Here is a 13,411-nt window from a genome sequence, read left to right as displayed (position 1 = left end):
AATGCCTGGGCATGTGCAGAAGTGAACCTGGCGCCGATCGGCTTTCTCAGGCTGACACGAACAATCCCGCAAACGCGTTCCACAGGATCAGAGCAACGACGAATGTGGCGGCAGGCACCGCCTTCAACCACCACGCCGGTGTGCGTTCCACGTGGCTGACCTGGCTCCCCACCCGTCGGTCCCATGCGGTTGCTCCGTCCTCGGTCAATCGGGCATAACTCATGACAAGCGTGACGAAGGACAGGAGCGGCAGACCCAGCGCGAGACCCCTTGCCCAGACCAGAAGCTCGCGGTGCAGCGCGCTCGACAAACGCAATTTGTCGCCCTGTGGGCCGCGCACGCGGATACCGAAGAGCCACTTCCCGGGCGTCTGCCCCAGTACCAGCGACATGGCAATCAGTGGCAGTGCGATCACGAATGACGCCAGATCGGCCACCATCGTCCACAAACGGCTCGAGTCCATGACGGCAATGACTTCGTCTGTAGCCTCCGGCGCAGCGAGCGTCCCGGCTACCGCCGCGACTATCCCAACCAGCAACGAGAACACCAGCACATCCAGCATCCTGGCGAAATAGCGTGACCATGCATCCAGACGCGGTGTCTGGCTCGGCTCGTTCTGCATGTATCTCCCCTGTTCGACAACCCGCTCAGGCGCGGCGACGTCCCCACGTCGTCCGCGCCATGCAGTCTAAGTGAACCTGACCCCGTCCGGTTTGGATATACGAGGCGGCGAAGTCGGCAATCAAAACCCCGTAGCCCGGGTAAGGCCGTAGGCCGCGCCCGGGATTGCCGCGATGTCATGCATGACGACCCCGGGTGCGCTGCGCTTACCCGGGCTACGGCAGCCGGGCAGTATCGATGGGCGGGTCGCCCCAGTCGGGAGGCAGGTCGCCGCGCTGGACATAGCGGTGGAACGTCGAGTGCGGCCAATCACGCACGCGGGTGACCCGGCCGTGCTTGATGGGATTGATGTGGACGTAGTCCACGCAGGCGGCGAGCGAGAACTCGCAGCGCACCGTGTGTTCCCAGAACCGGGATTGCCATGGCGACCGCGCGTCGGGTTCGCACACGCGGCGGGTAAAGCCCTTCTTGATGTCCTGCCACAGGCGCGAGTAGTCACCGTCGCCATCGCGCATCCGCAGCACGGCATGCAGGTGGTCGGGCATGACGACGGCGGCAATCACGTCGTGGGGCACGCGGCCCCTGGCCGCCCGCCACGCCGCGCGCAGGTCGTCGATCCGTTCGGTCAATAGCGCACTACGCCGGTCGCGCAGGGTCACCGTGAAAAAGAAGGTCCCGTCCGGGACCCGCATGCGTCGATACCCCACCATCCCCGCCTCCTTGCGGTCGTTTTCGTAGCCCGGGTAAGGCCGCAGGCCGCACCCGGGATTGCCGCGATGCGATGCATGACGACCCCGGGTGCGCTGCGCTTACCCGGGCTACGCCGGTCGCGCAGCGTCACCGTGAAAAAGAAGGTCCCGTCCGTGACGCGCATGCGTCGATACCCCACCATCCCCGCCTCCTTGCGGTCGCTTTCGTACCCCGGGCAAGGCCGCAGGCCGCACCCGGGATTGCCGCGATGTGATGCATGACGACTACGCAGGCTGCATCTACCCGGGCTCTACTGGCTCGCACTTGTACTCACCCTCTGGCGACACCTCCTTAAAAATCTTCGCCCAAGTAGGACACGACAATCTCACCAAATAAGTACTGTCATCTAACTCAATTTCGTACGCACCATCCTTCCGCCATTTCCCCACTGATGCCCAGCGGTATTCTATTTCCCCCGATCTCGACTTGACGGAAGCTGGAGGGCCATACACTGCTGTCAATGCTGCGCGAAATGCAGCAAGACTGGATGCCGAATCATCTCTTATATGGAACAAAATCTGGTCAACAAATGAATCGGGGTCGTCATCTACAAATCTATAATATGTAATAGCAGAGAAAGGGCCACTATCCAGATTTACGCTGACCCACCCGGGCACATCTTCAATTTGCTGGGCGCGACCCTTAAAAGCAGGCGCAACCCTCGACACCTTGAACCCCAAATCCACATCTCGAAAATCTTTGGGCAGCGGAATATCACGATCGAATCTCTCACCCAAGGAAAGGCTGGCGAGGCGCGTTTCGAGCAGCTTCGTAGCGGCGATCGCGCGCCTCTTCTCTAGAGCTTCAGCCGTAATTCGCTCTAAGAAAACTCTCTCGCGAATGCCGGAATCCCTCTCGATCTTTTCGAGACGGTTGGTGACAGTATCAAGCCGGTTCGTAACTCGCTGGGAGTGAGTCGGCAACACAACTTCGGTGAAGACTGCAAGCCAGAATACGGTCGCACCCGTTATAGAAAGTGCAGCGATTACGAGAGGGTGATCGCGCCAACTAACCCGTTCTTCAGCCCCTCGCTTCGCTGCATCTTGCGTGCGGCCGCTCCGCGCTGGACCCTCGGCTGTTTTTCGCCCTCTTCTTACCGAGGGCTCAACCACACTTCGAATACCCACAATTCAAGCAAGTAGCACACCCATCCATCACCACCACCGCCTTGGTGCTGCACTTGTGGCACATGGTGGCGCTGGGCGGGAAGGCGACGCCGCCGTCGCCGGTGACTTCCACGTCCTCGCGGCGGGCGTCGGGGCGGACCTTGGGTTCGGGGAACAGTTCGCCGCTGGCGTCGTCGCCGGCCGGCACGCCTACGTCAGAGTTTTTTTTTGAGTCGAGCGCGGCGAACGCGGCGCGCTTTTCGGCGATCAGCGCGCGCTGGGCGTCGCTCATTTCCGGGTCGTGCATCAGGCCGATGGACTTGAGGTGGTCTTCGACGATGCTGCCCAGCTCGGCGACCAGGGACGGCATGTAGACGCCGCCGGCCTTGAAGTAGCCGCCCTTGGGGTCGAATACGGCTTTCATCTCGTCGACCAGGAAGGTGACGTCGCCGCCCTTGCGGAACACCGCGGACATGATGCGCGTCAGGGCCACGATCCACTGGAAGTGGTCCATGTTCTTGGAGTTGATGAAGATCTCGAACGGGCGGCGGTGCTCGTGTTCGCTGCCGGCGTTGAGCACGATGTCGTTGATGGTCACGTACAGCGCGTGCTCGAACAGCGGCGACTTGATCTTGTAGGTGGAGCCGATCAGCACCTCGGGGCGCTCGATCTTCTCGTGCATCTGGATGACGTTGGCCGAGGGCTGGGCGGCTTCGGCGGCCTGGCGGGTCACGGCCTCGGCGTGGGCTGCCTGCTTGGCGCGCTCTTCCGGGGTGACGACGCTGTAGCCCTTGATTTTCTTGTCGATCTTGACGGCCATCGGCCCTGCTCCTGATGCGGTAGTGCGATGCGGTGTGGTGGTGCGTGCTGCGGTCCGGGGCCGACCCGGGCCGCCCTCCCCGGCATGCGGGGAGGGCGGGTGTCACGGGTGTCGGATCAGCGCGTGGCCGAGGCCGACTTGCGCGCGGTCTTGCGTGCGGCCGGACGCTTGGCGGCGGCCTTGCGGACCGGTGCCTTGGCGGCGGTCTTGCGCGGTGCGGCCTTCTTGGCGGCGACCTTGCGGGCCGGCGCCTTCTTGCTCACGGCTTTCTTGCTGGCGACCTTCTTGCTTGCGGTCTTCTTGCTTGCAGTCTTGCGGGTCGCGGTCTTCTTCGTTGCAGCCTTCTTGGCCGGGGCCTTGCGCGCGCGGGTGGCCGCGGCCTTCTTGGCGGCGGTCGAGCGCGTGGCGGCCTTCTTGGCGCGGGTGGCGGCGGCCTTCTTGCCGGCCGTCTTGCGCACGGCGGTCTTCTTCGCCGCGGCCGTCTTCTTGGCGGCCTTGGCGGTCGACTTGCGCGCGGACGTGGCGGCCTTCTTGGTCGCCTTCTTGGTCGCCTTCTTCGTGGCCTTCTTCACCGTGCCGGCCTTGCGGGTGGCGACGCCCTTCTTGGCCGAAGCCTTCTTGGCGGTCGATGCCTTCTTGGCGGCGGTCTTGCGCTTGAGGGTGCCGGCTTCCTTCTTGGCGTTCGCGCTGGCGGCGGCCAGCTTCTTCTTGGCGGTGCTGACCGCCTTCTTGGCAGCCTTGCGTGCGTTCTTCGCGGTCTTCTGCGCCGACTTCACCGCACCTTCTGCGGTGCTGGCGATGACGCCGCCCACGTTGATGGCGGTTTCTTTGACGTTCTCGGCGGCCTGAGACAGGGACGCCGTCACTCCATTGCCGTTGCTCATGTGCCCTCCTGCGGGCGTATTAAGTGGCGTTGCAATAGTGGAGGTTGTTTCCACGGAGCGATGCTATACCTGCTTCGTGCGCAAAACACAGTGAATCGATAACGACATCGACCGCCTGCAACCCTTGCCGCACGGGCCGTTGGGAGTAACGCCGACCCCGGCCAGGGTCGGCGCGGGACGGCAAGCCCGTCCCCGCCGTGGTGCGCCGCGCGCGGCGCGGCACCGGTCAGAACTTGCCGTAATAGCCTTCCTTGAGCGCGTCGAACAGGTTGGCGGCGGTGTGCATCTCGCCGTCGTATTCGATCTGCTCGTTGCCCTTGACCTCCACCACCTGGCCGTCATCGAGCTCGAAGCGGTAGGTGGTGTTCTCCAGGTCCGCTTCCTTGACCAGCACGCCCTGGAAGGCGGCCGGGTTGAAGCGGAACGTGGTGCAGCCCTTCAGGCCCTGCGCGTGGGCGTAGGTGTAGATGTCCTTGAAGTCCTCGTACGGGTAGTCCGTCGGGACGTTGGCGGTCTTGGAGATGGAGCTGTCGACCCACTTCTGGGCTGCGGCCTGCACGTCCACGTGCGCCTTGGGGGTGATGTCGTCGGCGCTGATGAAGTAGTCGGGGAGCTTGGCGGCGGCGTCATCGGAGAACGGCATCGCCTTGGAGTTGACCAGCTCGCGGTAGGCCAGCAGCTCGAAGGAGAAGACGTCGACCTTTTCCTTGGACTTCTTGCCTTCGCGGATCACGTTGCGGCTGTAGTGGTGCGCGAAGGACGGCTCGATGCCGTTGGACGCGTTGTTGGCCAGCGACAGGCTGATGGTGCCGGTCGGCGCGATCGAGCTGTGGTGGGTGAAGCGCGCGCCGGTCTCGGCCAGCTCGGCGGCCAGCTCCGGCGCGGCTTCGGCCACGCGCTGCATGTAGCGCGAATATTTGGCGTGCAGCACGCGGCCCTTGATGGTCTGGCCGATCTTCCAGCCGTCCTTCTTCATCTCCGGGCGCTTGCGCAGCATCTCGGCGGTGACGTCGAAGTCCTCGTCCATGATCGGCGCGGGGCCCTTTTCCTTCGCCAGCGCCAGGCCGGTTTCCCAGCCGGCGATCGCCATCTCGCGGGCGATGCGCTCGGTGAACTCGCAGGACTCGGCCTCGCCGTACTTCATGCGCAGCATGGTCAGCGTGCTGCCCAGGCCCAGGAAGCCCATGCCGTGGCGGCGCTTGCGCAGGATCTCGGCGCGCTGCTGCTCCAGCGGCAGGCCGTTGACCTCCACCACGTTGTCGAGCATGCGGGTGAACACGCGCACGACTTCCTTGTACTCGTCCCAGTCGAACTCGGCCTTGTCGGTGAAGGCGTTGCGCACGAACTTGGTGAGGTTGACCGAGCCCAGCAGGCACGCGCCGTACGGCGGCAGCGGCTGCTCGCCGCACGGGTTGGTGGCGCGGATGGTCTCGCACCACCAGTTGTTGTTCATCTCGTTGACGCGGTCGATCAGGATGAAGCCCGGCTCGGCGTAGTCGTACGTCGAGACCATGATCATGTCCCACAGGTGGCGGGCACGGATGTGGCCGTAGATCTTGCAGGCCACCAGGCCGTCGTCGCGCACGATGTAGTTGCGGTGCGTCGGCCACTCGCGCCAGACCAGCTGCTCGGCGTTCTCCAGGTCGAGGTCGCCGCGCTCCTTGGTGTGGATCGGGAACACCAGCGGCCAGTCGGCGTCGGTCTTGACCGCCTCCATGAAGCCGTCGGTGATCAGCAGCGACAGGTTGAACTGGCGCAGGCGGCCGTCCTCGCGCTTGGCGCGGATGAAGTCCTTCACGTCCGGGTGGCTGACGTCGAACGTGCCCATCTGCGCGCCGCGGCGGCCACCGGCCGAGGACACGGTGAAACACATCTTGTCGTAGATATCCATGAAGGACATCGGGCCGGACGTGTACGCGCCGGCGCCGGCGACGAACGCGCCGCGCGGGCGCAGCGTGCTGAATTCGTAGCCGATGCCGCAGCCGGCCTTCAGCGTCAGGCCGGCCTCGTGGACCTTGTCCAGGATGCCGTCCATCGAGTCCTCGATGGTGCCGCTGACGGTGCAGTTGATCGTGGACGTGGCGGGCTTGTGCGCCAGCGCGCCGGCGTTGGAGGTGATGCGGCCGGCGGGGATCGCACCGCGGCGCAGCGCCCAGGTGAAGCGCTCCATCCAGTACTGCTGCAGCTCGGCGGTGGGCTCGGCTTCGGACAGGGCCTTGGCGACGCGGCGGTAGGTGGCGTCGATGTCCGCGTCCACGGCTTCGCCGGTCTTGGTCTTCAGGCGGTACTTCTTGTCCCAGATATCCAGGGACGCGGGCTGCAAAGCGATGTCCCTGTCCACTGCCTTCTTGACCGCCTCGAGGCGCACCGTGCTCATGCTTGTCCTGTCTCCCGTTGGGGCCCGGTCGGCTGCGCGCCGGGCCTGGTTGTTCTGTCTTCTAGTTGTGTCGCCCGCCCGCGGCACGCGCGATGCGCATGCCCGCGCCGCGCTGGCGCGTCGCGTGGAATCGGTATTGTCGTTTCGCCTGTGGCCCTGTCTGCCCCCGTGCCGCGCCACTTCCCCGGTGGCACCTGACGTTCGTGACTGCCATCGCCCGGAAAGCCTTCAAACTGTTGGGAAAACCCTTCAGCTTGGGCCGCTTCCGATCCATGGACACAAGATGTTGTGTCCGAGACGAAGGGCCAAACTACGCCCGGGTCGGGGGGCTGTCAACGGTTTTTTCGACGCAGCGCACACCCCGCGCCATGACCACCGGGTGGCGACATCCGGGCGCCGGCGGTGCACGCTCGACGGGCGTTTCGTGCGCCACCGCGGCCGGGCTACCGTAGCCGCGGCGCACTGATCGGCCGCTTTCATAAGGGATTTACCCGGCGTGGCCGAAACTGAACGGCCGGCGGCGCCCCTGCGATAGTGCGCACGTCGACACTGCATCCAGCGTTTCCAACGAGAGACCCATGTCTGCATCGAACCTGCCTTCCGCGACCCGGACCCTGCTCGCCCTGTCACTGGCCGCCGCGTTCGGTGGTTTCGCCGCCACCGCCGTGCGCGACGCCCTGCACGCTCCTGCGAATGCGTCCCCGGCCGCCATCGCCGCGCCCGTGGTGGGCGCACTGCCCAACGCGGTGGACGGCCAGCCGATGCCGTCGCTGGCGCCGATGCTGGCGCGGGTGACGCCGGCGGTGGTCAGCGTGCACACCAAGCAGGTGGTGCAGATCCGCAACCCGTTCGCCAACGACCCGATGTTCCGCCGGCTGTTCCCCAACGTGCCGCAGGAGCGCATCAATGAATCGCTCGGCTCGGGCGTGGTGGTGGATGCGGCCAACGGCTACGTGCTGACCAACCACCACGTCATCGAGAACGCCGACGAAGTGTCGGTGACGCTCAGCGACGGGCGCACGCTGCCGGCCGAGTTCGTCGGCTCCGACCCGGACACCGACATCGCGGTGATGCGCATCGAGGCGGACAACCTGCAGGCGCTGCCGCTGGCCGACTCCGAAGCCTTGCGCGTCGGCGACTTCGTGGTGGCGGTGGGCAACCCGTTCGGGCTGAGCCAGACGGTGACCAGCGGCATCGTGTCGGCGGTGGGGCGCTCGGGCATCCGCGGGCTGGGCTACCAGGACTTCATCCAGACCGATGCGTCGATCAACCCGGGCAACTCCGGTGGCGCGCTGGTCAACCTGGCCGGGCAACTGGTTGGCATCAACACCGCCAGCTTCAACCCGCGCGGGTCGATGGCCGGCAACATCGGCCTTAGCTTCGCCATCCCCACCCGCTTGGCGCGCGAGGTGATGACCCAGCTGATCGCCACCGGCGAGGTGCGCCGCGGCACGCTGGGGCTGGACACCCAGACGGTGGACGCGCGGCTGGCGCAGGCGCTGGAGCTGGGCGATGCGCGCGGCGCGGTGGTGACGCGCGTGTATGAGGGCTCGGCCGCGGCGCAGGCGGGCGTGCAGCGCGGCGACGTGATCGTGTCGGCCAACGGCCAGCGCATCGACGATGCGGCGGCGCTGCGCAACTTCGAAGGCCTGCAACCGGTAGGCAGCGCCATCGCGCTGGAGGTGCGCCGCGAGGGCCGTCCGCTGCAGCTGAACGCCACCCTGCGCGAGCAGCCCCGGACCGTGGCTGGTGCGCAGATCGACCCGCGCCTGGCCGGCGCCACCATTGCCGAACTGCCCGAGCGGCTGCGCCAGTCCGGGCGCGTGGCCGGGGTGTGGGTGGAGGCGGTGGAACCCGGCTCCAGGGCGGCGCGCAGCGGCCTGGCGGCCAACGACGTGATCGTCGCGTCCAGCGCCGGGGAGTTCGACGACCTGCCCGGCTTCCGCGCCGGCTTCACACAGGCTCCCGCACAGTTGGTGCTGCGCATCATGCGCGGCAGTCGCCAGGGGGTGCTGCAGATGCAGTGATCCCACCCGCGGAGATCCCGCGGGCCGGCCGCCACCCCACACCCGAATCGCAGGAGAGCCGTCCATGTCCCCCACCTCGACCGATGCCGTCAAGAGCAACCTCGGTGAAGCCGGAACCAACCTCAAGCAGGCCGCCGTCGATGCCGGCCACGCACTCAAGGGTGCGGCCGGCGCGGCCGGTGAGGAGCTCAAGCTGGGCAAGGCCAGCGTCAAGGCCGACCTGGCCGACAGTGCACTGGCCGGCATCGCCGCGGCCGAGAACGCCGGCGGCGCCGCCCGCGAGCAGGTCGACGTGCTGATGGAAAAGGGCATGGACCTGATCGACTCGGCCGCCGAGCTGGTGCGCGAGCGCCCGCTAGCCTCGTTCGGCGTGGCCTTCGCGGCCGGTTTCATCATCGCCAAGCTGGCCCGCAGCGGCGACCGCTGAGTGACGCTGCCGTCGTCCAACAGGCGCGCGCCGCCACGTGATGACCGGAGGTGCCGGTGACGCCACGCCGTCCACACGGTGACCAGCCGCGCGACGAGTACGGCGCACCCGCCGACCACCTGTCGGCGGCCGCGCGCGAGGCGATCGACCGGCATGCCCGCGAACAGGCCGACGCAGAGACGCTGGCCCGTGCGCAGGATGCGGCGCAGGACGCACGCGAGCGCCTGAGCCGCGAGCAGGCCGAGCGCATCGCCGAGGAAGCCGAGCGCATCGCCTCCACGCCCGACCCCGACCAGCCGCAGCCCGACGTCGTCGAGTCGCTGCGCCAGCTGGGCGAGGCCGGGCGTGCCGGGCTGGGCGCGGCGGGCGACGCGGCACGCGCGTTGCGAACGCTGGTGTCGGCGGATTTCTCGCTGGCGCGCAGCGCGATGGGCCGGACGCTTGCGTTCACCGGCATGGCCATCGCCTTCGGCGGCACCGCGTGGCTGCTGCTGATGGCGGCGCTGATCGTGTTCCTCAACCTGCAGGTGGGCCTGCCGTGGTCGGCGTCGCTGCTGATCACGGCGGTGCTGAGCATCGCGGTGACGTGGTTCGCCGGCTGGCAGGCGATGCGCTACTTCGACCACACCCGGATGCAGGCCACGCGCCGGCAGCTGGCGCGGCTGGGAATCGGCGAACTGGCCGACTTCACCCCGCGGGCCGGCGACGTGCAGTCCTCGCGCGAGGCGGCCGAGCAGTCGAAGGAAGAGAACGGCAAGAAGACGCTCAAGGACAAGCTGGGCGTCGACCTGACCCCGCCCTGAGCCACCGCGTCCACCGCGCACGCACCACGCCCACGCATACACCTCGCCGTACACCGACCTGGATCCTGCCCCGATGAGTTTCGACAAGCTGCTGCGCAAGGTGGAGCAGGCCGAGATGGCACTGGAGGCGCGCGAGCGCCAGTACAGCGCCGACATGCGCCAGCTCAAGCGCTCCTGGCGGCTGACGTGGTCCCCGGGCCGCATCGTCGTGGCCGGGCTGCTGACCGGATTCCTGTCCGGCCGCGGCCAGTCGCGCGGCGGCGGCAGCTCCGACGGCGTCGGCATCCTGCGGGTGATCTCGCTGGTGTCGACGATGATGGCCAGCCAGAACGCCAAGCAGGCCTCGACCGAGGCCGAACACGCGGCCGATGCCGCCACCGACATGGCCGCCACCCAGGCGCCCGGCTCCGGCGTGTCGGTGGACGGCCCGCCATGACCGCATCGCTGCCGGGGTCGCCCGACGCCCCGACCGTTCCGGAAGCACCGCCGCGCCCCCCGCGCCGACGTGCCTCCACGGCCGTCATCGTGCTGGCGGTGCTGGCGGTGGGCTACACGATGTGGGCCGCACAGGAAGTGCTGCTGCCCATCCTGCTGGCGATGTTCTTCGCGCTGATTGGCAACCCGATCATCCGGGCGCTACGCCGCGCGTACATCCCCACCGTGCTCGGTGCGCTGTTGCTGGTGGTGGGCGGGCTGGCCGCCGCCGGTGCGCTGGGCTACCAGCTAATCGAACCGGCCGCCGAATGGGTGCGCCAGGCGCCACGCGCGATGGGCGAGATCGTGCCCAAGCTGCGCGAGCTGACCAAGCCGGTGGACGACGCCAGCGACGCGGCCGAGAACATCGCCCGCGTCGCCAGTGGCGAGGACAAGGGCAAGCCCGTGCAGGTGGTACGCACCCAGGTCGACGACCCGTACGCCGCGCTGACCGCCACCCCGATGATGATCGCCTCGGTACTGGCGGTGGTGCTGCTGACGCTGTTCTTCATGGTGTTCGGCGAGCAGTTGCAGCGCAAAGCCATCGCGCTGCTGCCCAACCGCCAGCAGAAGCGCCTGACCGTGGAGATCATGCATTCGATCGAGGTCGAGATCTCGCGCTACGTGCTGACCATCACCGTGATCAACATGGCGGTCGGCATGGTGTTTGCCGGCATCCTGTTCCTGCTGAAGGTGCCGCTGCAGGAGGCGCTGCTGTGGGGAACGATGGCCGCGCTGCTGAACTTCGCGCCGTACGTGGGCCCGCTGATCGGCATCCTGATGATGCTGGTGATGGGCTTCGTGGCCTTCGACGAGCTGTGGATGTCGCTGCTGCCGGCCGGTATCTACCTGGTGCTGCACACGCTGGAGGGGCAGATCCTCACGCCCGTGATCCTCGGCCGGCGCATGCGCATCTCGCCGCTGATCCTGATCCTGGCGCTGATGCTGTTCGGCTGGATGTGGGGCATCGTCGGCCTGCTGCTGGCCGTCCCGCTGCTGGTGTGCATGAAGATCGTGCTGTCCCGCATCGAAGGCCTGGAAGGCTGGGCGACGTTGATGGAGTGACGCACGCGTCGCCTCCGCCCGGACTCAGGCGGCCGGCACCCGCAGCACCGCGACCAGCCCGCCGCCCTCGCGCGCGCGCAACTGCAGTTCGCCACCATGGCGCGCGGCGATCGCCCTCACGATCGAGATCCCCAGCCCCGCGCCGGCGCCGTCCGGGCGTCCGCGGTCGCCGCGCCAGAATCGCTGGCCGACGCGCGCCATCTCCTCGGCCGTCAGCCCCGGCCCGCGGTCGGCCACGCGGATGACGCACGCGGCCTCGCCTACGGCGCACTCGACCGCCACCTCGACGGTGCTGTCCCCGGGCGCATGGCGTAGCGCGTTGTCCAGCAAATTGCGCACGGCGGTGACCAGCATCGAATGGGGCATCGGCGATGCGTGGTCCTGGCCGACGAATGCACATGCCACCCGGCCGTTCGCAGCGTCCGCTCCACTGCCGATTGCATCGCGCACCGCAGCCAGCACCGACGGACAGGGATCGTCGACCGCCGGTGCCACCTCCGCGCGCGCCAGCGCCAGCAGCTGGTCAAGCGTGCGGCGCAGGCGCGCGACGCCGCTGCCGGCGCGGTCGAGTGCCCCGTCGCGTGCATCCGCGCCGGACAACCGCGCCAGCTGCAGGTGGGTGTCGATGCCGGTGAGCGGGGTGCGCAGTTCGTGCGCGGCGGCATCGGTGAACGCGCGTTGCTGAGCCAGCGCCAGCGACAGCCGCTCCAGCAGCCCGTTCAAGGCCGACAGCAGTGGCTGCAACTCGGCAGGCGCACCGCGCGCTTCGACCGGGTCGGTGGAATCGGCCGCGCGGGTCTGCAGCTGGCGGCGCAATGCATCCAGCGGTGCCAGACCACGCCCGATGCCGATCCACAGCGCGACCAGGCCTCCCAGCACGGCCAGCAGCACCGGCATGCCGGCCGCCACCACGATGCCGCGCACCAGCGCGTCGCGTTCGTCCACGCGGTCGGCGGTGGTGACCACGAAGTCGTCGACGTGCAGCGTGTACGTGCGCCACAGCGCGCCGCCGGTTTCAACGTCGGCGAACCCGGGCGGGGGCGCGGCCCGTGCCGCCAGCGTGGGATCGCCCGATACGGCCAGGATCTCGCCACGCAGGCTGCGGATCTGGCAGGCGATGCCCTGCCCGCCGCCCACGCTGACCGCACCCTCAAGTGCGGGCGAGGACGCACCCGGTTGCAGCGCGGCGCGCTGCAGCAGCCCCGACACCATGCGCGCGGACATCGCCAGGCGCTCGTCGAGCGTGCGGTCGAGGTTGCGATGGATGTCGTGTGCCAGCCACGCCGCGGCCGCGCCCCACACCAGCGCCAGCGCCAGCCCGGCGATCAGCACCACGCGCAGGCGCAGGCTCATGCGGCCTCCCAGCCCAGCCGGTAGCCGAGCCCGCGCTCGCTCCGGATCGCATCGGTGCCGAGCTTCCTGCGGATGTTGTGGATGTGGACGTTGAGCGCATTGCTGCCGACATCGCTGTCCAGTCCATACAGGCGCTCATGCAGCACCTCCGGAGCAACCCAGCGCCCACGCGCATCGGCCAAGTGCACCAGCACGTCGATCTCGCGGCGCGACAGCGCAACCGGGTCGCCGTCGAGCCACGCGAGGCCGCTGTGCGGCTCGATTCGCAGCGGACCGGCCTGGATCTGCGGGACGGCACGGCCGCGGGAACGCCGTACCACCGCATGCAGCCGCGCCGCGAGTTCGCGCAGGTCGAAGGGTTTGACGAGGTAATCGTCCGCGCCACCGTGCAGGCCGGCCAGCCGATGCTCGATCGCGTCACGCGCGGTCAGCACTACCACCGGCATCGCGACACCCTGCGCACGCAATGCCGCCAGCAACGCCAGGCCGTCGGTATCGGGCAACCCGAGGTCGAGCACCAGCGCATCGAAATCCTCGTCCACGCAAGCGGCCTGCGCCGATGCGCCATCGCGCACGCAACGCGCGTCGAAACCCTGCGCCGCGAGGCCGGCGACCACGCCTTCGGCGATCAGTGCATCGTCTTCGACGACCAGCACGCGCATCGCTTGCGAACTCCGCTCAAGGGGCGCCCACGCTAGTCGCTG

At 67.9% G+C, this 13,411-nt stretch carries 13 protein-coding genes; 5 read left to right on the top strand and 8 right to left on the bottom strand.

Annotated elements, in window-relative coordinates; translation table 11 throughout:
- Positions 1 to 46: 46 nt before the first annotated feature.
- The 6 genes from K6753_RS11495 to K6753_RS11470 form a co-directional block, all read right to left on the bottom strand.
- Entirely contained in the window at positions 47 to 622 is a 576-nt protein-coding gene (locus K6753_RS11495) for an RDD family protein (RefSeq protein ID WP_223676600.1), read from the bottom strand.
- Between the two features lie 214 nt (positions 623 to 836).
- Positions 837 to 1,313, bottom strand: a complete 477-nt coding sequence (locus tag K6753_RS11490; protein WP_223676599.1) for an REP-associated tyrosine transposase — start codon at positions 1,311 to 1,313, stop codon at positions 837 to 839.
- 297 nt (positions 1,314 to 1,610) lie between these two features.
- A complete protein-coding gene (locus K6753_RS11485; protein ID WP_223676598.1) occupies positions 1,611 to 2,294 on the bottom strand; it encodes a hypothetical protein in 684 nt (227 codons plus the stop codon).
- A 181-nt stretch (positions 2,295 to 2,475) separates the two neighbouring features.
- Positions 2,476 to 3,297 (bottom strand): TSCPD domain-containing protein, encoded by an 822-nt coding sequence (locus tag K6753_RS11480; protein WP_223676597.1) that lies wholly within the window; start codon positions 3,295 to 3,297, stop codon positions 2,476 to 2,478.
- 116 nt (positions 3,298 to 3,413) lie between these two features.
- Positions 3,414 to 4,181, bottom strand: a complete 768-nt coding sequence (locus K6753_RS11475) for a histone (RefSeq protein ID WP_223676596.1) — start codon at positions 4,179 to 4,181, stop codon at positions 3,414 to 3,416.
- A gap of 226 nt (positions 4,182 to 4,407) precedes the next feature.
- On the bottom strand, positions 4,408 to 6,558 hold the full coding sequence (locus tag K6753_RS11470) for an adenosylcobalamin-dependent ribonucleoside-diphosphate reductase (protein WP_223676595.1): 2,151 nt from the start codon (positions 6,556 to 6,558) through the stop codon (positions 4,408 to 4,410).
- A 578-nt stretch (positions 6,559 to 7,136) separates the two neighbouring features.
- Between K6753_RS11470 and K6753_RS11465 the strand changes: the two genes are divergently transcribed.
- From K6753_RS11465 to K6753_RS11445, 5 genes are all read left to right on the top strand, one after another.
- The gene (locus K6753_RS11465) at positions 7,137 to 8,585 is read left to right on the top strand and encodes a Do family serine endopeptidase (RefSeq protein ID WP_223676594.1); all 1,449 of its coding nucleotides are present in this window, start codon (positions 7,137 to 7,139) and stop codon (positions 8,583 to 8,585) included.
- A 64-nt stretch (positions 8,586 to 8,649) separates the two neighbouring features.
- Positions 8,650 to 9,012, top strand: coding sequence for a hypothetical protein (locus K6753_RS11460; protein WP_223676593.1), 363 nt, complete (start codon positions 8,650 to 8,652; stop codon positions 9,010 to 9,012).
- 56 nt (positions 9,013 to 9,068) lie between these two features.
- On the top strand, positions 9,069 to 9,815 hold the full coding sequence (locus K6753_RS14850; protein WP_223676592.1) for an NfeD family protein: 747 nt from the start codon (positions 9,069 to 9,071) through the stop codon (positions 9,813 to 9,815).
- Positions 9,816 to 9,888: 73 nt separating this feature from the next.
- Entirely contained in the window at positions 9,889 to 10,251 is a 363-nt protein-coding gene (locus K6753_RS11450) for a hypothetical protein (protein WP_223676591.1), read from the top strand.
- Positions 10,248 to 11,354: an AI-2E family transporter gene (locus K6753_RS11445; RefSeq protein ID WP_223676590.1), complete on the top strand. Its 1,107-nt coding sequence runs from the start codon at positions 10,248 to 10,250 to the stop codon at positions 11,352 to 11,354. The genes K6753_RS11450 and K6753_RS11445 overlap by 4 nt, the downstream gene beginning before the upstream one ends.
- A gap of 24 nt (positions 11,355 to 11,378) precedes the next feature.
- Here K6753_RS11445 and K6753_RS11440 read toward each other — a convergent pair whose 3' ends face one another.
- Both K6753_RS11440 and K6753_RS11435 read right to left on the bottom strand, forming a co-directional pair.
- Positions 11,379 to 12,707 (bottom strand): ATP-binding protein, encoded by a 1,329-nt coding sequence (locus K6753_RS11440; RefSeq protein WP_223676589.1) that lies wholly within the window; start codon positions 12,705 to 12,707, stop codon positions 11,379 to 11,381.
- On the bottom strand, positions 12,704 to 13,369 hold the full coding sequence (locus K6753_RS11435) for a response regulator (RefSeq protein ID WP_223676588.1): 666 nt from the start codon (positions 13,367 to 13,369) through the stop codon (positions 12,704 to 12,706). Before K6753_RS11435 ends, K6753_RS11440 begins: the two co-directional genes overlap by 4 nt.
- Positions 13,370 to 13,411 lie beyond the last annotated feature (42 nt).

The sequence above is a fragment of the Novilysobacter selenitireducens genome, assembly GCF_020026895.1.
In the GTDB taxonomy this organism is placed as follows: Bacteria; Pseudomonadota; Gammaproteobacteria; order Xanthomonadales; family Xanthomonadaceae; genus Lysobacter_C; species Lysobacter_C selenitireducens.
Note: the sequence above shows the minus strand (reverse complement) of the source record. Positions and strands in the feature narration are given on the sequence as shown.

Bases quoted from the DNA above. Each gene is read 5' to 3' on its own strand.
- K6753_RS11495 (WP_223676600.1), bottom strand. From the start codon at position 622: ATGCAGAACGAGCCGAGCCAGACACCGCGTCTGGATGCATGGTCACGC.
- K6753_RS11445 (WP_223676590.1), top strand. From the start codon at position 10,248: ATGACCGCATCGCTGCCGGGGTCGCCCGACGCCCCGACCGTTCCGGAA.
- K6753_RS11475 (WP_223676596.1), bottom strand. From the start codon at position 4,181: ATGAGCAACGGCAATGGAGTGACGGCGTCCCTGTCTCAGGCCGCCGAG.
- K6753_RS11465 (WP_223676594.1), top strand. From the start codon at position 7,137: ATGTCTGCATCGAACCTGCCTTCCGCGACCCGGACCCTGCTCGCCCTG.
- K6753_RS11480 (WP_223676597.1), bottom strand. From the start codon at position 3,297: ATGGCCGTCAAGATCGACAAGAAAATCAAGGGCTACAGCGTCGTCACC.
- K6753_RS11440 (WP_223676589.1), bottom strand. From the start codon at position 12,707: ATGAGCCTGCGCCTGCGCGTGGTGCTGATCGCCGGGCTGGCGCTGGCG.
- K6753_RS11450 (WP_223676591.1), top strand. From the start codon at position 9,889: ATGAGTTTCGACAAGCTGCTGCGCAAGGTGGAGCAGGCCGAGATGGCA.
- K6753_RS11470 (WP_223676595.1), bottom strand. From the start codon at position 6,558: ATGAGCACGGTGCGCCTCGAGGCGGTCAAGAAGGCAGTGGACAGGGAC.
- K6753_RS11435 (WP_223676588.1), bottom strand. From the start codon at position 13,369: ATGCGCGTGCTGGTCGTCGAAGACGATGCACTGATCGCCGAAGGCGTG.
- K6753_RS11490 (WP_223676599.1), bottom strand. From the start codon at position 1,313: ATGCGGGTCCCGGACGGGACCTTCTTTTTCACGGTGACCCTGCGCGAC.
- K6753_RS11460 (WP_223676593.1), top strand. From the start codon at position 8,650: ATGTCCCCCACCTCGACCGATGCCGTCAAGAGCAACCTCGGTGAAGCC.